This is a genomic window from Subtercola frigoramans (assembly GCF_016907385.1).
GTDB classification, from domain to species: Bacteria; Actinomycetota; Actinomycetes; order Actinomycetales; family Microbacteriaceae; genus Subtercola; species Subtercola frigoramans.
This window is the reverse complement of record NZ_JAFBBU010000001.1, coordinates 959848-977270: the sequence shown is the minus strand read 5'-3', so window position 1 is coordinate 977270 and position 17423 is coordinate 959848. Positions and strand designations below refer to the sequence as shown.

The window sequence follows — 17423 nt, the reverse complement described above, 5'->3', positions numbered from 1 at the left end:
ACCTCCGTGGACCCCGTCGGGTCTCAGTACTGGGTTTATGTTTGGTCGAGAACGCGCCAGACTCGTCGTCGGAACTTGTTCGATTAGTTCCAGAGGATGCTGCGGGTCGCCATTCATCGGACTCACGCGAGCGGCCGCATCACAGGAGTGATACTTGGTTCGCGGGACCATCGAAGGGTTTCTGCAGCGCGAGCCGACCACAATATGAAGGCATAGGAGTACTGGGAGCGCAAAGAACAACTATATGCCTGTCACGGCCGGTTGTAAAGTCGATATCTTGACCAATTTTGCGTTGTCAGGTATAACCCACAGGTCGGCGGCGCCATTCCCGCCCCGCTGGGGCCATTCCTCTGCCCCAACGGTGATCCCGTCGCCGTATCTTGTTGAGGATGATCGGCTCGACAGTCTGCCAGTCGTGCATCACCTGCGCGTAGGTGAGCCGAAGGTTTCGCATATCATCACGGAACAGAATCAGATCTCGGTGTCGGTCTGTGGCGAAACCCTCTTCTGTGTCGTGCGTCTCGCGCCCGTCGACCTCGATGACGAGCCGATCGCCGACGAGAAGATCGACGTGGCCGACCCCGGCATGGTGCTTCTGCGACGTCACCCCGATTCCCCGCGACCTGAGTCTCAGCCGAACCAGCGTCTCGAGCCCGGATTGGCTGAGCGGGTCTGCCTGGGCGATAGCGCGGCGGTAGCGATCGGGCAGTTTTTCAGCGACGGCTTGCAGCGTGCGCTGGGTGATGCGTTCGGGAATCAGGTTTCTGCGCGACTTGTTGAGCGCGGAATCGATGACCGTCAACGCCATCTCCTCCGTCATACACGCGATGCAGTCGAGCAACACTGAGGTGAGCGGCTCAACCGCGTCGTGGCCGCGTCGTCGCGTGCGGCGCCAGTGCACGCAGTGCCGGCCCGATCGCACCGCGTCGAGAGCTCGCCCGCTCGATCCGCGAGGTACAGAGACGTGCAGCCTGCTGAAGGGTGGCACCCACAAGCCATGCAACGCGGCCGCCGATGGCCCCGTAAGAGACCCGCCCGCAGCCACAGCGCCGACCACATCTCGGTGGGTGCCGGGTAGCGCGTACCACCCCGGGCAGATTCGATGAATCTCACCGGTCGACAGGGCGCGGCGCATTTCCAACCTCGTCGCGCCAACGCCCACGAGGTCGGCATAGCGGGAGACACCCGGCCAACGCGGAAAGCACTCAGAAACTCTCAACATGGGTAGAGCATCGACGACTACCGAACGTCGATCTGGGTATTCGACGGGTTCGGTGGATAACTGTGCGGGCCAGGATGCCTGTGGAAACGGCTCCCCCCTCCACGGAACAGTCCACACTGTTCTCCGCGTGCAGCGTGCACGTGCCGGCGCGTGTGGACTGTTCCGTGGAGGGTGCGCGGCTCGGGTGGGGTGCGGCGGGGGCGGTGCGGCGACGGCGGTAGAGTCGGCAGGTGAGTGAGCAGAGCAGGGGGCGCCGGCGGGGTGGGGCGGATGATCACCCCTCGGTCACGCTGTCGAACGGTTTTCGCGCCGTCGTCGAGGCCGATCGCCACCAACCGGGTGCCTTCACCCTCGTGGTCGACGGCACCCCCCAGTCGCACGTCGCGCTGGACGACCCGCGCTACCTGTCGTTCGAGTACGTGCGGCGCATCGGGCACGGAATCGACCTCGTCGCGCCAGAGGGGGCGCCGATAACGGCAGTCCACCTCGGCGGGGGCGCCTTCACACTGCCCCGGTACATCGCCGCGACGCGGCCCTCGTCGAGACAACAGGTGGTCGAGCTCGAGAGCGACCTGGTGGAGTTCGTGCGTGAGCAGCTCCCCCTGCCTCGCGAGGCACAGATCCGGATCCGCCACGGAGACGCGCGTGAGGTTCTGGCGAAGCTGCCACCCGGGCTGAAGGGCACGGTCGACGTGGTCGTCGTCGACGTGTTCTCCGGAGCGCGCACACCCGCACACGTGACCAGCATGCAGTTCTACGCTCTCGTCTCCGGCCTTCTTTCTGCCACGGGCATCGTGGCGGCGAACGTCGCAGATGGTGCCGGACTCGCGTTCGCGCGGAGCCAGGCCGCCACGCTCTCTGCGCTGTTCGCGCACGTGGCCCTGGTGGTCGATCCCCAGGTGCTGAAGTCCCGGCGATTCGGCAACGTGGTGATGTTCGCCTCGGCAAACCCCCTGCCTTTCGACCGGCTGCCGCGGCTGGTCGCCAGCGATCCGACCCCTGCAAAGGTTGTCGATGGGGCCGAACTGCGGGCCTTCATCGCCAGCGCACCCGTGGTGACCGACCAGACCGCCGTCGCCTCGCCTCCCCCGGCGCGAAGTATATTTCAGGTCAAGCCGGGCGCGTCAGAATAGCCGCCCCACCCCCGTTCTGGGTAACCTTGGAGTGTCGCAGTGAAGACACCGGCTGCGACAGCTGCACACGCGCCGACGGGGAATGCTGAACCCATGTCGGCCACGAAGTTCTGGAGCGTACCCCTTGAGCATCATCACCGGCTACGACCCGAAAACCCTCCGCGAGACCATCGATGTTGCGTCGGCGGAGAACCGCCTCGCCGAACTCGGCACGCTGAGGAGCCTGTCAGCCCTCAACGAGAAGGTCAGCCTCCTGCGGCTGCTCGACCGGCTCGACGAGGCCTGGGATGTGGCAAACGAGGCGTTGCGCCAGGCACGGTTCTCCGGCGACAGGGAGCAGGCACTCGCCGCTCGGATCCGCCGGGCGCAGGTTCAGCAGTACCAGGGCAAACTCGCACCGGCGCTGACCGACCTCACCATCTGCGTCGAGGAAGCCCGGGGCCACGAGTGGAGCGCGCTCGAAGCAACAGCGCTGCTCGCCCGTGGCAAGACGTCATTCGACCAGCGCGACTACACGGATGCCCTGCGGGACTTCAAGGCGGCGGTCTTCCTCTGGGAGAAGACCGGTGCCTCGATCGACCAGCTCGAGAGCACGATGATCGCGATCGGTGTTGCCGAAGCATTCGTCTCCTGAGTACCCTCTGCGAGGGTGGCAGGACAGCCTGTGGATAACTTCGAGGGCACGTCTGAGGTCTGATTTAGGCTGTGCTCGTGTCTGAACTACTCCGTGTGCGCAGCTGGGCGAACGCCCTCATCACTCTCCATCTCGACCCTTCGGAATGGTCGTTCGGCTTCGACAACGCGAAGACCCGCGCGGGCCTCTGCGACTTCACCGCCAAACGCATCACCGTGTCGCGCTACCTCGCCGCTCGCTTCGGCGACGACGAGATCCACCAGGTACTCCTCCACGAGATCGCCCACGCGATGGCCGGGCCTCGAGCGGGTCACGGTCCACGGTGGCGAGCTGTGGCGAGGGAACTCGGCTACGCCGGAGACCGCCTGCACCACGGGGAGACGGCGAAGGAGCTCGCACCCTGGGTCGGAACCTGCCCGCACGGCCACCTGCACTACCGCCACCGCAGGCCCACGCGCGAGACGGCGTGCGGCAAGTGCTCCAAGAGATTCGACAGCGCCTACCTCATCAGCTGGGAGCGGCGCGAGATCAGCGCCGCCACACGGCGTCTGGCGCGCTCACCCCGCACCCCTGCCTGAGCACCACGGTCAGACAGGGCTGCTCAGGGAATGAGCCCCCGACGGCGAGCAGCGAGCACGGCGTCGAAACGGCCGGTGGCATCGAGCTTGCGCATCGCCGAGGAGAGGTAGCTCTTGACCGTACTCTCGGCGAGATTGAGCTGCACGCCGATCTGCGAATTGCGTTTGCCCAGGGCGACGTGGGCCAGCACATCGAGTTCACGGGGAGACAGATCGGTCGCCGATTGTGAAGTGGGTTCAGCCCTCAGAGCCAGCGAGGGTGAATCGCGCACGCCACGGTCGACCGAGGGTCGGAGACCACCGACCGGTGACTCGACGGACCTGTTTGCACTGGGCTGAACGTCGCCAGGGTGAACGATGTCTGTCAGAGGCAAGCCTGCTATCGAATGGGCGCCGAGGGCCCGACCCACTGAACCCAGCCGCCTCGCCACCTCCGGGTCTGTGACCGTGCGGCTGATCTCGCGCAGTTCGGCGTAGAGTTCGCGGAGCTCGTCGCGTTCGTGGCGATCCAGCGCGGCCGACCCGCCCAGACCGCCCTCTGTCTCGAGGACGGCAACCCGCCGCTCGACCTCGTCGTGCACCGAGTACTCCCAGGCCAGGCCCTTCGCTACAGCCAGTGATTGGCGCACGACGGTGTCACCGAACTGGGTGGCGAGTCGATGCCCCCCGTAGATCACAGCGCGAACAGAGCCATCGACGACGACCGGAATCGCCAGCAGGGAGACGATGTCTTCGGCCAGGACCTCCCTGTCATAGCGGTGCGTGATGGTGGTGGCGTGCCGATACTGGGTTGCCGTGACCGGACGTCGCTCGGAGATCGCCCGACCTCCGAGGCCCTGGCTCGGCTCGATCAGGAGCCCGTTCAGACTCTGCCCCCGAGTGCCGACGAACGACGTCAGTGGGGCTCCGTCACGCGTAACGAGACCGCCGAAGGCGACAGGGAATTCTGCGCGCGTCGTGAGCGCCTTGAGGGCCTTCTGGAGTTGAGCCAGGTCGTGCGAGGGGACTTCGGGCCCCATGGGTCTACCTCCTTTGGGCGGTAGTACGGCACCGCGGTGTGCTCGTAGCCTGCAGCGTAGCAGTCAAATGCATGAGGTGTCTGCCCTCGGAGAACCGACCATTTCAAAGGAGAAATGCCATGTCTTTCGCACCCTGCGCGGCCCAGGCCCGGGTTCTCTCGTGAGCCAGCGGGTAGCAGAGCACAAGGTACTCGGCGCGTACGAGAGCGTCGTGGCGCGTGCCACCGACGACCCCGAGGGTTTCTGGCTCGACGCGGCGCAGGCGATCGACTGGGACGTCTACCCCACTTCGGCGCTCGACGATTCCGAGGCTCCGCTCTACCGCTGGTTTTCGGATGCCCGGCTCAACACCAGCTACAACGCCCTCGACCGCCATGTGCTCGCGGGCCGGGGTGACACCACCGCGTTGATCTACGACTCCCCCGTGGTGAACAAGTCGAAGAGCTACAGCTACAGCCAGCTGCTCGACAAGGTCGCCAGGTGCGCCGGCATGCTCGCCGACCTCGGCGTGGTGAAGGGCGACCGGGTCGTGATCTACCTGCCGATGATCCCCCAGGCGGTCGTGGCGATGCTCGCCTGCGCGCGGTTGGGCGCCGTGCACTCGGTCGTGTTCGGCGGATTCGCCGCGAAGGAACTCGCCGCACGACTGGACGATGCCGGTGCGAAAGTGATCATCACAGCATCCGGTGGCATCGAACCGAGCCGTGTCGTCGAGTACCTGCCGACCATCGTCGAAGCCTTGGCGCTGAGTGCCCACACGGTGGAGACGGTGATCGTCAAGGATCGCCCGGAAGTGCCCGGCGCTGCCGCCGAGCACCAGGGCACCGACACCCGCTGGATCGACTGGCACAGCACCATGGTCGATTCCGCCCCCCACGCCCCGGTCTCTGTGGCCGCCACAGACCCGCTCTACATTCTCTACACCTCCGGCACCACAGGCTCGCCGAAGGGCGTCGTTCGTGACAATGGAGGCCACACCGTCGCGATGGTCTGGTCGATGACCAACATCTACGACGTGCACCCGGGTGATGTCATGTGGACCGCGAGCGACGTCGGCTGGGTGGTGGGGCACTCGTACATCGTCTACGGCCCGCTTCTGGCCGGCGCAACCACCGTGCTCTACGAGGGAAAGCCCGTCGGTACCCCCCGATGCAGGAGCGTTCTGGCGCGTGGTGTCCGACTACAAGGTCAAGACGCTGTTCACCTCCCCCACAGCGCTCCGCTCCATTCGCAAGGCCGATCCGCACGCGAGCCTCGCAAAGAACTACGACCTGTCGTGCCTCGACGCCCTGTTCCTGGCCGGCGAGCGCCTCGACCCCGACACCTGGACCTGGGCGACGGCCCTGCTCGAGAAACCCGTCATCGACCACTGGTGGCAGACCGAGACCGGCTGGGCCATCTGTGCGAGCCCCCACGGCATCGAGCACCTGCCGCTGCGCGCCGGTTCGCCGTCATTCCCGTCGCCCGGCTACAACGTCGAGATCGTCGACGACGCAGGGCTCACGGTCGGCGTGCTCGACGAGGGTCACATCGTCATCAGGCTCCCCCTGCCACCCGGCACCCTGGCCACCCTGTGGAAGGGCGACCAGCGCTACATCGACGGGTACCTCAGTGCCCTCCCCGGCTATTACCTCACCGGAGACTCCGGCTACTTCGACCGCGAGGGCTACCTCTACGTCATGGGGCGCACCGACGACATCATCAACGTGGCCGGGCACCGCCTGTCGACGGGGTCGATGGAACAGGTGCTGTCGCAGCATCCATTCGTCGCAGAATGCGCGGTGATCGGCCTGCACGACCCGATCAAGGGCCAGAAGCCAGCCGGTTACGTCGTTCTGAAGAGCGATGTGGTGGATGCTGACGCCGAGGTTCTGGCGACGGAGCTCATTGCCATGGTGCGCGGTCAGATCGGCGCCGTTGCAGCATTCAAAGACGTGACCGTGGTTTCGGCATTGCCGAAGACCCGGTCGGGCAAGATTCTGCGCAAAACCATGCGGCAGATCATCAACGGCGAGGACTACGTGGTTCCGCCGACGATCGACAACATCGAGGCGATCAGCGTGATCGTCGCGACGATCAGAAGTTCCACCCCCGCTGGATCAGTTGGTTTCGATACGGCGGCCAGGCCGCCTGCTCAACCAGCGGGTAAGCACCACCATTCATCACCACACAAAGGAGTGTCACCATGAGTATCGCAATCGAGAAACCCCTGATCACCCGAGCAGCAGAGAGCGACGCAGGCATGCTGCCTGTGCTCCGCCCCAGCGCGATGGGCCGGCCCGACATCGCCGACCCGGGAGCCCTCGGGCTCGGGGCGTTCGCCCTCACCACCTTCATGCTGAGCCTGGCGAACTCGGGAATCATCCCGACCGCAGGGGCAGCAGTACTCGGCATCGCCCTGTTCTACGGCGGAATCGCGCAGGTCGCCGCCGGGCTCTGGGAATTCACGAAGGGCAACACCTTCGGCGCCACGGCCTTCACCTCCTATGGCGCCTTCTGGCTGGCCTTCTGGTGGCTCGACACGAACCCCGAAGTGGCGAAATCGGCCGGAGCGGCGGGCGTCGGTGCGTTCCTTCTGGCCTGGACGATCTTCACCGTCTTCATGACCGTTGCTGCGGTCAAGACCAGCGGCTTGCTGCTGTCGGTCTTCGTCGTTCTGAGCCTGACCTTCATCGCCCTCACCATCGGCAAGTTCACCGGTATCACCGGCATCACGCAGCTCGGTGGCTGGCTGGGCCTGCTCACGGCGGCCCTGGCCTGGTACGGGGCGTTCGCGGTCGTCATCAACTCGACGTGGAAGCGCGTCGTGCTGCCCGTCTGGCCCAGCAAGTAAGGCAGGGAGAGAACATGACGATCAGTGCATCGACAGTGCATCATCCGGCCGCCTTCGAGAACCTTGCGCACGAGAACCGCAGGTTCGCGCCCTCGCCAGAGTTCGCCGCAGCGGCGAATGTCACCGAGGCGATCTACGCAGAAGCCTCTGCCGACACCCTGGAGTTCTGGGCCAAGCAGGCCGGGCGGCTGACCTGGGCAGAACCCTTCACGCAGACGCTCGACTGGAGCAATGCGCCGTTCGCCAAGTGGTTTGTCGGCGGCACGCTCAACGTTGCCGTCAACTGCCTCGACCGGCACGTCGAGGCAGGCCTCGGCGACCGCGTGGCGTACTACTTCGAGGGCGAACCCGGAGACACCCGCACGATCACCTATTCCGAACTCACCGATTCGGTGTGCCAGGCGGCTAATGTGCTCACCGGGCTGGGGGTGAAGGCGGGCGATCGCGTGGCGATCTACATGCCGATGATCCCGGAGACCGTGATCGCGATGCTGGCCTGCGCCCGGATCGGCGCCCCGCACACGGTGGTGTTCGGTGGGTTCAGCGCCGATGCGCTCAAGACCCGGATTCTCGACTGCGATGCAACGGTGGTCATCACCGCCGACGGCGGGTACCGCAAGGGCACCGTCAGCCCGATGAAGCCGACCGTCGATGCGGCACTGGTCGACTGCCCCGATGTGACGGCCGTGCTGGTGGTCAAGCGCACTGGAATCGACGTCGGGTGGAACAGTGAGCGTGATGTGTGGTGGCACGAGAGCGTGGAGCGGGCGAGCAGCGTGCACGTCGCGCAGGCGTTCGACTCCGAGCATCCGCTCTATGTCATGTACACCTCGGGCACGACCGGCAACCCGAAGGGCATTCTGCACACCTCCGGCGGATACCTGACCGGCAGTTCATTCACGCAGTGGGAGGTCTTCGACCTCAAACCCGAGACCGATGTGTACTGGACGGCCGCCGACATCGGCTGGGTCACCGGCCACAGCTACATCGTCTACGGGCCGCTGTCGAATGCCACCACCTCGGTGCTCTATGAGGGCACACCCGACTCGCCGCACAAGGGTCGCTGGTGGGAGATCGTGGACAAGTACAAGGTCACGACGCTCTACTGTGCTCCGACAGCGATCAGAACGTTCATGAAGTGGGGCCACGAGATCGTGGAGCAGTACTCGCTCGAGAGCCTGCGCCTGATCGGTTCGGTGGGCGAACCCATCAACCCCGAGGCGTACATCTGGTACCGCGAACATATCGGGCACAACACGGCACCGGTCGTCGACACCTGGTGGCAGACCGAGACCGGGTCGATCATGATCAGCCCGCTTCCGGGCGTCACCCACGGCAAACCGGGAGCGGCCATGAAGGCTCTGCCGGGAATCGTGGCCGACGTGGTCGACGACGAGGGAGTCTCTGTGCCCAATGGCACGGGCGGCTACCTGGTGATCAGCGAGCCGTGGCCGTCGATGCTCCGCACGATCTGGGGCGACGACCAGCGGTACGTCGACACCTATTGGTCGCAGTTCGCCGGCAAGTACTTCGCCGGTGACGGGGCAAAACGTGACGACGACGGCGACATCTGGCTTCTCGGCCGCGTCGACGATGTGATGAACGTTTCGGGCCACCGCCTGTCGACGACCGAGATCGAATCGGCACTCGTGTCGAACCCGAAGGTCGCCGAGGCTGCGGTGGTCGGCGCGTCAGACCCGGTGACCGGCCAGGGCATCGTGGCATTCGTCATCCTGCGCAGCGAAGCCGGCGACGGCGGCCCGCACGTCGTGCACGAGCTCCGGATGCACGTGGCGGCCCAGATCGGCAAGATCGCGACCCCGCGGCAGATCATGATCGTGGCCGAACTGCCGAAGACGCGCTCGGGAAAGATCATGCGCCGGCTACTTCGCGATGTCGCAGAGAACCGACCGGTCGGCGACGTCACCACGCTGGCAGACACCTCCGTGATGGCCACCATCTCGGCGGGCATCTCCACCGGCATGCACGACGACTGAGAGGTGCACGACGTGACCGATGCGAACGTGACTGCGGTGCGAGCCGCAGAACCCCGATCATCCCCCGCCCGACGTATTCTGCTGATGGGGCCGCCCGGTGTGGGCAAGGGCACCCAGGCGAAGCGTCTCGCAGGGAGCATCGGCGTGCCGGCCATCTCGACGGGTGATCTGTTTCGCGAACAGGTCACCCTGGGCACCCCACTCGGGCTGGAGGTCGACGCCCTCATCCACGCTGGGAAGTACGTGCCAGACGACATCGTGAATTCCGTCGTCGCCGAACGCCTCGCGCGGCCTGACGCTGCTGGAGGGTTCATTCTCGACGGCTACCCGCGAACGTTAGAACAGGTGATTCAGCTCGAGAACACCCTCACTCTGCTGGGCACAGCACTGGATGCCGCGCTGCTGCTGAGCGTCGGCGAGACGCAGATCCGCGAGCGCCTGGCAGAGCGCGCCCGCGTCGAAGGCCGGCTCGATGACACTCCGGAGGTGATCCGGATCAGGCTGAACACGTACGAAGTACAGACGGCCCCGCTGGCGAAGGCGTTCGACGCGCGGGGAATCCTGCACCGCGTCTTCGGAGAGGGAACACCCGACGAGGTAGCGGGTCGCATCAGCCGGAGCCTGGGCGTGACAGAGCGTGCGTCGTGGCGGGTGGACTAGAGCTGTCGCTCAGTGCCGGTCAGTGCCGGTCAGTGCCGACACGCAACTCGTCAGCAGCCATCTCAGTTGATCCTGTTCTGCATTGCCAAGGCCTGAGGTCATGCGTTGCTCGACATCACGGACTACTGCGCTCGCGGCGGCCAGCTGTCGCCGACCCCTTTCGGTCAACGCCGTCGGGAGCGCACGCCCACTGACGGCCTTCTCCGAGCGGGCGACGACACCGTCGCGCTCCAGTGCCTGAAGAAGCACGTTCATCGACTGGCGGGTCACGAAGGTGCCTCTCGCCAGCTCCGAGTTGGACAGTCCCGGCCGTTGCGCAAGAAGTTCCAGGCAGGCGTAGTGAGTGATTCCCATGCCCAGTGGCCGGAGCACCGCCTCCATCGCGTTTCGAAGCGCGCTGGAGGCCTCCTTCAGCAGATACCCCAGCGACGTGTCCAATTCGATTCCCGACGGCTGTTGACTCATGTCAATATTCTGACATAGTGAGTGATGTCAATCTACTGACATCGACAGGAGAACCACCATGACCGCTTCCGGCCCCGATTTCATCTCACTCCAGGTTCGCGACCTTGATGCCTCTGCGGGGTTCTACGAGAAGTATCTCGGCCTCACCCGCCAGGCGGGCCCGCCGCACGCCGTCGTATTCAACACCAAACCAGCTGCCTTCGCCGTTCGTGAGCCGCTCCCCGGTGTCGATCTTGACGACAGCCCCCTGGGCACCGGCGTCGGAATCTGGCTGCACGCCTCGAAGACGCAGGAGATCCACGACGCGCTGGTCGCCGACGGCGTCACGATCTCCTCTGCACCGATCGACGGTCCCTTCGGGCGCACCTTCACCTTCGCCGACCCCGACGGCTATCTGATCACTCTCCACGACCGCGCATGACCGAACCCACGACCGGCCGGCGCAACGCGAGCCGAACCACCCGTCAGAAGATCCTGGGCCCCTGGTCCATCGAGACCAGCAAGCGCTTCTGGGAGGGTTTTGCGCCATCGGCACTGGGCACACAGGGGGCTGTCGGCGAGATCCGGGCGGCGTTCCTCAGCGATCATGACTGGACCCGGGTCGAGGCAGTGATCACTCAGGACTTCGACATGGCGACCATCATCGTAGCCGGCCCCGGAGACCTCGACGCAGCTTCCGCTCAGGTCCGTCGCTTTCTCTCTCTCGACATCGATGCCAGAGAGTGGCCAGAGGTGGGCGTGCGCGACCCCGTCATGGCGGATGCCCAGCTCCAGCTGCCCGGATTCCGGCCCTGTGGTTTCTACTCCCCCTATGAGGCTGCCGTCTGGAGCGTTCTGAGCCAGCGTATCCAGATGCGGCAGGCCGCCGTCATCAAGGCAAACCTCGCCGAGCAGTATGGCGAGAACGGAGTCTTTCCGTCTCCGACCGTTCTGCGCGGTCTCTCCCTGACTCTTCCCGGCCGAAAGCTCGAATACCTGCACTCTGTCGCCGACGCAGCGCTCGACGGGCGGCTCAGCGGCGAACACCTGCGAGGCCTCGACGCCGCGCACGCCCTTGAAGAGGTCCAGAAGATCAGGGGTCTCGGCCCCTTCGCAGCTGAACTCATCGTCGTCCGCGGGGCGAATTCACCCGATGTGCTCCCGCAAAACGAAGCTCGCCTGCTCACGATCATGGCGAAACTGTACGGCCCGGACGAGTCACCAGAACGGATCGCCGAAGCCTGGCGACCCTTCAGGAGCTGGGCGGCTGTGCACCTTCGTGCTCTCGGAGCTGGACGTCGGATCGGACGACGTGCTGACGATGAGAGAGATGGCGACGATCACCGTCGACTCGGTCAACAGGAGAGCAGGGCGGATCGTCTTCGTTCCTGAGCCAGCCGCTGCGCCCGACGGCGTGCCGAACTCCCGCGAGGCACACCGCGCCCTCTGGCTGAGTTCAGCAGGAGCATCCATGCTGCTGCTGGATGCCCCCACCCACACGCCGCGCGCGGACGAGGTCGTCGTGCGAGCGAGGGCCATCGCTGTCAACCCGATCGACGCCATGGGCGGCATCGCCCGGCGTGTCGTGCTCCCGTGGCTGACGTATCCCGCCGTCATCGGTTCGGATGTCGCGGGCGAAATCGTTGCCGTCGGCTCCTCCGTCTCCGGTCTGAACGTGGGCGACCGGGTGGTCGGCTACGCGGTCGGCATCGAGCGCAGTCGCAACAGCGCGGAAGGGGCCTTCCAGACGCACGTGGTTCTGCTCGCGAGACTGGTATCGCGCCTACCGGAGACGATCCCGTTCGCCGACGCCTGCGTCTTGCCGATGGGAGTCACGACCGCCGCCGCGGGCCTCTTCGAACACGACCAGCTCGCCCTCGAGCTGCCTGTCGCCTGCGCGACGCCGCGCCACCAGAGTGTTCTTGTCTTCGGTGGTGCGACGAGCGTCGGGATGAACGCGATCCAGCTTGCGCATGGCGCCGGATACAGCGTGCTGGCCACCGCCTCGCGGAGCAACTTCGAACTGCTCGAGAGACTCGGCGCGTCGGTGGTGGTGGACTACCACGACCCCGATGTCGTGGAGCAGATCATCCATCATCTCTCGGGGCAGCAGCTCGCGGGAACCATAGCCGTTGCCAGCGGCTCGCTGCGCCAGGCGATCGCGGTCAATGCTTCACCGACGGTGGTCGGAACGCGGCGCGTTGCTTCGGCACACCCCACGCCGGTGACGCGGATGCGTGCCGTTCTCGCACGACGCCAAAAGATCCGGGTCTCGGCGATCTGGGGCGGCAACCCGAAAGACACGCCAGTCGGCCCCGCGGTCTGGAACGATTTTCTACCCGACGCACTTGCGAGCGGAACCTACTCGACCTCACCCAGCGCGGTCATCGTGGGTCATGGATTGGAAGCCGTCCCGCAGGCGCTTGACCGACTCCGACAGGGCGCTCGAGCCCAGAAGTTCGTCGTCACGCTGTAATTCGTCATCTCGGTCGAGGCGGCCCCGATCACCGCGGCAGTCACGTGGCCGCAATCGTCGGGAGGGGGCACTGAGTAGGATTTGGGCATGGGACGATGGATGCCCGAAGCGGGCGAACGGCTGGAACGCGCGGCGTTCGAGCTTTTCCTTGAGCATGGTTTCGCTGAGACGACCGTTCCCCAGATCACCGCGCGTGCAGGCCTCACCACCCGCACGTTCTTCCGGTATTTCAGCGACAAACGTGAAGTGCTGTTCAGCTTCGACGAGCAGCTGCCCCACATCATTGCGGAGGTCATGGCCGAGGCCCCGCCCGAATTGACCCCACTCGCCATAATCGGCCACAGTCTCGACACCATCGCCACGAATCAACTCGCGGGCCAGCAGCACTACCTTCGAGCTCATCGAGCAATTGTGGAGTCGGACGACGGTCTTCGAGAGCGGGCGCTTCGCAAGCAGGCGATCATGATCGAGGCGGTCGAGACCGGCTTTCGCGAGCGGGGTCTCGACGAACTCACGGCCCGGCTCAGCGCCCGTCTCGCAGTGACGGTCTTCAGCGTCTCGGTCGAGCGCTGCCTCGATCTGAATGATGACCAACCCTTGACCGAGATCCTGCACGACACCTTGGGCAGGCTCGTCGCCCTGGCTTCTGAGCCGGCAATTCTGCCGGAGGTAAGACGCCTGTAAAATATTCTTGATCTCAGCGTGGGTGTCGGGCAGAATCGGTGAACTGCTCGACCAACTCGCGGTGGGGTGAGCCGACACAAGTCGGTCTGGGCCGGCCCTCCCGCGCGCGGGCGGCTCAGTGGATGAGCACCTTCAGGGCGTCGTGCTGGGCCGCATTGCCGAAGACCTCATAGGCGTCGAGCACCTGGTCGAACCCGAACTCGTGGGTGACGAACTTCTCGGCGGGCAACTTGTGTTCGGCGACGAGCTTCAGCAGCATGCCGAGGGTGTTCGTGTTCACGAGGCCCGTCGAGATGTCGATGTTCTTGATCCAGAGTTCGTTGAGGGCGAGGTCGACCGACTTACCGTGCACACCGACGTTGGCCACATGGCCGCCGGGGCGAACGATCTGGGTGCACATCGTGAAGGTGTTCGGGATGCCCACCGCTTCGATCGCGACATCGACCCCCTGCCCGTCGGTGAGGGCCAGAACCTGTTCCTTCCAGTCGGCATCGCCGGAGTTGACCGTGTTCGTCGCACCGAAATCCGCGGCACGCTTGAGCCTGGCGTCATCGAGGTCGATCGCGATGATCTTGGAGGGGCCATAGAGTCGTGCCGTCATGACGGCAGAGAGACCGACAGGGCCCGACCCGATGACGGCAACGACATCGCCGGGGGCAACGTGACCGTACTGAACGCCGATCTCGAACCCGGTCGGCAGAATGTCGGAGAGAAGGATTCCCTCGGCATCCGTGACACCCTCCGGCACCTTGTAGACCGAGTTCTCGGCAAACGGAACCCGCACGTACTCCGCCTGGGTGCCATCGATCATGTAGCCGAAGATCCAGCCGATACCCGCGATTCCTTCGGGATCTTCGCAGTGGCTGTAAAGGCCCTTGCGGCAGTTCGAACACCGGCCGCACGAACTGACACACGCCAGGATCACCTTGTCCCCCACAGCCAGCTGCGTGACGCCCTCGCCGATCTCGGTGATCACACCGATGCCCTCGTGACCGAGGATGCGCCCGGCGCTGACTTCAGGCACGTCACCCTTGAGAATGTGGAGGTCGGTGCCGCAAATTGTCGTCGCGACCATCTTCACGATCACATCGGTCGGTGCTTTCAGCACCGGGTTCGGCACTTCTTCCCAGCTCTTCTGGCCTGGACCTTTGTAGACGAGCGCCTTCATGGAGTTCTCCCTGCTTGATGCGATGGGAGGTTCGTGACCGCCCAGGGAGGCGGCGTCTGCGCTGCCCCTCACCGGCCAGCCAAGCGGACTTGCCGGTTCGGGGGTAGTGCCGAAGGTCCCCCGGCGACGCTCATTCGATCGTGCTCACTCGACCCTGCTCGTCTCCCGACGGTCACTCGACGACGGAGACCTCTTTCCAGAAGGCGACGTAGTTGGTGAAGTCCTTGCCCACACGATCGAACGCAGAGGGGTACGGGTTCGGGTAGCTCCACGCACGATCTTTCAGCGTCGTGCCACCTTCGACCACGTTGAAGTACTGGCATTCGCCCTTCCAGGGGCAGGTGTACGGGGTGTCGCTCTTGGCGAGCAGTTCGACGTTCAGGCTCGCCGGGGGGAAGTACCAGTTGCCCTCGATGGAGATGAGGTCTTCTTTCGGAGCTTCGGCGATCACGGTGCCGTTGACTACTGCCTTCATGATGGGTCCTCTCGAATCACGAACGGAAAATGACGAACAGAAAACGAACGCGGGCCCCGCGGCCCAGAGGCATGATCATGCTGACGCGCGCCTCTCCTGCTATGCAACCACGGCTTGCCGGGAATCGATACCGCTTGCGGCCGAAACCAGGTCCGCTCGCCCCGCCTCGACGAGCGCGCGCCCTGCGACCGATGCTGTCAGCAGGTGGCCGACGGCCTTCTCGAGCGAGGTGAAGGCCGCGCACACGACAGCGGCCTCCGGTGAGCTGAAGTCGATGCCGAGCTGTGCCAAGGCGTCGATCACGGCCCCCGCGCCGAGGGTGTCTTCGGCACCGTCGCTCGCCGCAATCACGGCCACCGAGACACGCGAGCCTCTCGCGACCTGCTGGGCGAGCATCCATTCGGCTGCGGCCGTGCGGGTGGCAAGATCGGCACGGATGCTCGGTACACCCGACTCGCCCGGCAGGGTGAATTCGCCGTCGAGACCGGGAAGCACGTCGACGTAGACGATCACATCGGCAGCGGCGGCCACCACCGCGAGCGCCTCCGCGCCGCGACCGAACCGGACCTGGTAGTGCGCTTGTGCGGCAATGGAGTCAGTCACTCGTACATCGTAATCGCGCGCAGGGACAGCGCAGACGTGCGTGGTCGACGGCCGCGATTGGTCGACAGGCCTGCGCGGCCCTACGCCACCGGCGAACCGCTGGCAAGAGCCATGGCAATTGTCTGCAACCGTGCCGCAGAAGAGTGAGACTGGAGCGATGAAGGTAATGCTGAAGTTGATTCTCGACTGCGAGCCCGATGCCGCCTGGCGCGCGCTGCAGAGCCCGGCGGTCTTCCGGGAGGTCTCTGCTCCCCTCCTCACCATGAAATCGCTCGAACCGGGAGGTTTTGCACCCACCTGGCCCGAGGGCAAGAATCGCGTCGAGATCGACGCTCTCGGGCTGTTTCCGCTCGGGCGACAGATCATCGACATCGATCGGTCGCGTACGCAGCATCCGGGCGTGCGTATCGTTCGCGACAAGGGCCGGGGCGTGACCGGTGCTCTCAGACTCGCGACGGTCTGGGATCATCGGATGGCCGTTGCAGCCGACCCCGCAGGCACAGGAAAGACTCTCTACCGCGATCGCCTGGTGATCGGCGCCGGCCCGATGACCCCGGCCCTGTGGGCGAGCCTCTGGGCATTCTGGCAGCTCAGGGGAATCCGTCTGCGCGAGCTGGCACCGACCTGGGCATTCGACCCGGAGATCGTCGGCGCCGATGAGGCCGCTGACGCAGGAGCAAAGGCTGCTGAACAGGATCGCCGGATCACCGAATCGTCGGCAGAGGTACTCGCCGAACCGCCGGTCGCCGGTTCGAACGTTCTCGGAATCGACCCCGACCTGGGGGTGTCGTGAACGCTGGGGGTCACGTGGGCACTGACGGCGTTGTGCGCGCCCCATCGGCCGCCGCCGCGATCGAGGTCGCCGACTGGCGCCGCCGGGTATTCGACATCTACGCCGAGGTGCGACGCCTCAGCATCGACGACGTCGTGGGTGCGCATTCGCACTGGTGTGCCGCGCGCAACGAGCTCTTCGCCACACACCCGCAGACACCCCTGCTGCCGGAGGATCGTGCAGGTTTCTCCGGACTGCCGGTAGCGACCTACGACCCAGCATGGCGGTTCGATGTCGAACTGGTTGCCCCGGCAGAGCCTGCAGGGTTCGACTTCGCGACGGGCACCGACGGCGTCGTGCCGTTCGAGTTGATCGGCCGCGCCGAGATCGGTGGCGTCGGCGTGCTCGACGTCTGGCGACTGAAGTCGTACGGGGGCGGCATCTTCGTGCCCGTGCGCGACGGGCTTGCCGGGCTGAGAGGCGGCACCTACGGTGGTGGCCGGTACCTGCTCGACACCATCAAGGGTGCCCATCTGGGCGAGGGTTCGGGGACGGGCTCGCTCGTGCTCGACTTCAATTTCGCCTACAACCCCTCGTGCGCCTACGACCCGGCGTGGGCGTGCCCGCTGGCTCCGCTCGGCAACCGGGTGCAGGCGACTATCCCCGTCGGCGAACTGTACTCGTGAGAGCCGGCTCGTCTGCCGAGGCAACGTTGGCTTCATCCG

Annotated in this window: 18 protein-coding genes and 1 pseudogene; 13 read left to right on the top strand and 6 right to left on the bottom strand. The window is 65.4% G+C overall.

The genetic code is table 11. From position 1 onward, the window contains the following. Window positions 1-295 precede the first annotated feature (295 nt). Window positions 296-988: an endonuclease domain-containing protein gene (locus JOE66_RS04710; RefSeq protein ID WP_205107202.1), complete on the bottom strand. Its 693-nt coding sequence runs from the start codon at window positions 986-988 to the stop codon at window positions 296-298. Window positions 989-1452: 464 nt separating this feature from the next. Between JOE66_RS04710 and JOE66_RS04705 the strand changes: the two genes are divergently transcribed. The 3 genes from JOE66_RS04705 to JOE66_RS04695 all read left to right on the top strand — a co-directional run bounded on the left by JOE66_RS04705 (window position 1453) and on the right by JOE66_RS04695 (window position 3567). Beyond that, on the top strand, window positions 1453-2355 hold the full coding sequence (locus tag JOE66_RS04705) for a spermidine synthase (protein ID WP_205107200.1): 903 nt from the start codon (window positions 1453-1455) through the stop codon (window positions 2353-2355). A 124-nt stretch (window positions 2356-2479) separates the two neighbouring features. Further along, the gene (locus tag JOE66_RS04700) at window positions 2480-2989 is read left to right on the top strand and encodes a hypothetical protein (protein ID WP_239518226.1); all 510 of its coding nucleotides are present in this window, start codon (window positions 2480-2482) and stop codon (window positions 2987-2989) included. 77 nt (window positions 2990-3066) lie between these two features. After that, window positions 3067-3567, top strand: coding sequence for a SprT-like domain-containing protein (locus JOE66_RS04695; protein WP_205107196.1), 501 nt, complete (start codon window positions 3067-3069; stop codon window positions 3565-3567). 23 nt (window positions 3568-3590) lie between these two features. Here the strand turns inward: JOE66_RS04695 and JOE66_RS04690 are convergent, their stop codons facing one another. Next, the gene (locus JOE66_RS04690; protein ID WP_205107194.1) at window positions 3591-4586 is read right to left on the bottom strand and encodes a LuxR C-terminal-related transcriptional regulator; all 996 of its coding nucleotides are present in this window, start codon (window positions 4584-4586) and stop codon (window positions 3591-3593) included. 160 nt (window positions 4587-4746) lie between these two features. Between JOE66_RS04690 and JOE66_RS04685 the strand changes: the two are divergent. From JOE66_RS04685 to JOE66_RS04670, 4 genes and pseudogenes are all read left to right on the top strand, one after another. Then, window positions 4747-6667, top strand: a pseudogene (locus tag JOE66_RS04685) (AMP-binding protein); the annotation flags it as partial. Between the two features lie 104 nt (window positions 6668-6771). Further along, window positions 6772-7419: an acetate uptake transporter gene (locus tag JOE66_RS04680; protein ID WP_239518225.1), complete on the top strand. Its 648-nt coding sequence runs from the start codon at window positions 6772-6774 to the stop codon at window positions 7417-7419. 14 nt (window positions 7420-7433) lie between these two features. Further along, window positions 7434-9416 (top strand): acetate--CoA ligase, encoded by a 1983-nt coding sequence (gene acs, locus JOE66_RS04675; protein WP_205107192.1) that lies wholly within the window; start codon window positions 7434-7436, stop codon window positions 9414-9416. 12 nt (window positions 9417-9428) lie between these two features. Beyond that, window positions 9429-10076, top strand: coding sequence for an adenylate kinase (locus tag JOE66_RS04670; RefSeq protein ID WP_307827054.1), 648 nt, complete (start codon window positions 9429-9431; stop codon window positions 10074-10076). Window positions 10077-10085: 9 nt separating this feature from the next. Here the strand turns inward: JOE66_RS04670 and JOE66_RS04665 are convergent, their stop codons facing one another. Continuing rightward, window positions 10086-10541, bottom strand: a complete 456-nt coding sequence (locus JOE66_RS04665; RefSeq protein WP_205107190.1) for a MarR family winged helix-turn-helix transcriptional regulator — start codon at window positions 10539-10541, stop codon at window positions 10086-10088. Window positions 10542-10599: 58 nt separating this feature from the next. On the opposite strand from JOE66_RS04665, the gene JOE66_RS04660 reads away from it, so the two are divergent. The 4 genes from JOE66_RS04660 (at window position 10600) to JOE66_RS04645 (ending at window position 13680) form a co-directional block, all read left to right on the top strand. Next, window positions 10600-10962, top strand: a complete 363-nt coding sequence (locus JOE66_RS04660) for a VOC family protein (protein ID WP_205107188.1) — start codon at window positions 10600-10602, stop codon at window positions 10960-10962. Beyond that, a complete protein-coding gene (locus JOE66_RS04655) occupies window positions 10959-11912 on the top strand; it encodes a DNA-3-methyladenine glycosylase family protein (protein WP_205107186.1) in 954 nt (317 codons plus the stop codon). Before JOE66_RS04660 ends, JOE66_RS04655 begins: the two co-directional genes overlap by 4 nt. Then, window positions 11851-12996: a zinc-binding alcohol dehydrogenase family protein gene (locus tag JOE66_RS04650; protein WP_205107184.1), complete on the top strand. Its 1146-nt coding sequence runs from the start codon at window positions 11851-11853 to the stop codon at window positions 12994-12996. The genes JOE66_RS04655 and JOE66_RS04650 overlap by 62 nt, the downstream gene beginning before the upstream one ends. An 87-nt stretch (window positions 12997-13083) precedes the next feature. Continuing rightward, entirely contained in the window at window positions 13084-13680 is a 597-nt protein-coding gene (locus JOE66_RS04645; RefSeq protein ID WP_205107182.1) for a TetR family transcriptional regulator, read from the top strand. Window positions 13681-13795: 115 nt separating this feature from the next. On the opposite strand, the gene JOE66_RS04640 is transcribed toward JOE66_RS04645, so the two are convergent. The 3 genes from JOE66_RS04640 to JOE66_RS04630 form a co-directional block, all read right to left on the bottom strand. Next, window positions 13796-14848 (bottom strand): zinc-dependent alcohol dehydrogenase family protein, encoded by a 1053-nt coding sequence (locus tag JOE66_RS04640; RefSeq protein ID WP_205107180.1) that lies wholly within the window; start codon window positions 14846-14848, stop codon window positions 13796-13798. Window positions 14849-15020: 172 nt separating this feature from the next. Further along, complete coding sequence (locus JOE66_RS04635; protein ID WP_205107178.1) at window positions 15021-15323, bottom strand: DUF427 domain-containing protein; 303 nt, start codon at window positions 15321-15323, stop codon at window positions 15021-15023. 99 nt (window positions 15324-15422) lie between these two features. Beyond that, complete coding sequence (locus JOE66_RS04630) at window positions 15423-15926, bottom strand: hypothetical protein (protein ID WP_205107176.1); 504 nt, start codon at window positions 15924-15926, stop codon at window positions 15423-15425. Window positions 15927-16083: 157 nt separating this feature from the next. Between JOE66_RS04630 and JOE66_RS04625 the strand changes: the two genes are divergently transcribed. Both JOE66_RS04625 and JOE66_RS04620 read left to right on the top strand, forming a co-directional pair. Next, window positions 16084-16719 carry a hypothetical protein gene (locus JOE66_RS04625; RefSeq protein ID WP_239518224.1) on the top strand — a complete coding sequence of 212 codons (636 nt, stop codon included), beginning with the start codon at window positions 16084-16086 and terminating at the stop codon, window positions 16717-16719. A 14-nt stretch (window positions 16720-16733) separates the two neighbouring features. Beyond that, window positions 16734-17384: a DUF1684 domain-containing protein gene (locus JOE66_RS04620; protein WP_307827053.1), complete on the top strand. Its 651-nt coding sequence runs from the start codon at window positions 16734-16736 to the stop codon at window positions 17382-17384. Window positions 17385-17423 lie beyond the last annotated feature (39 nt).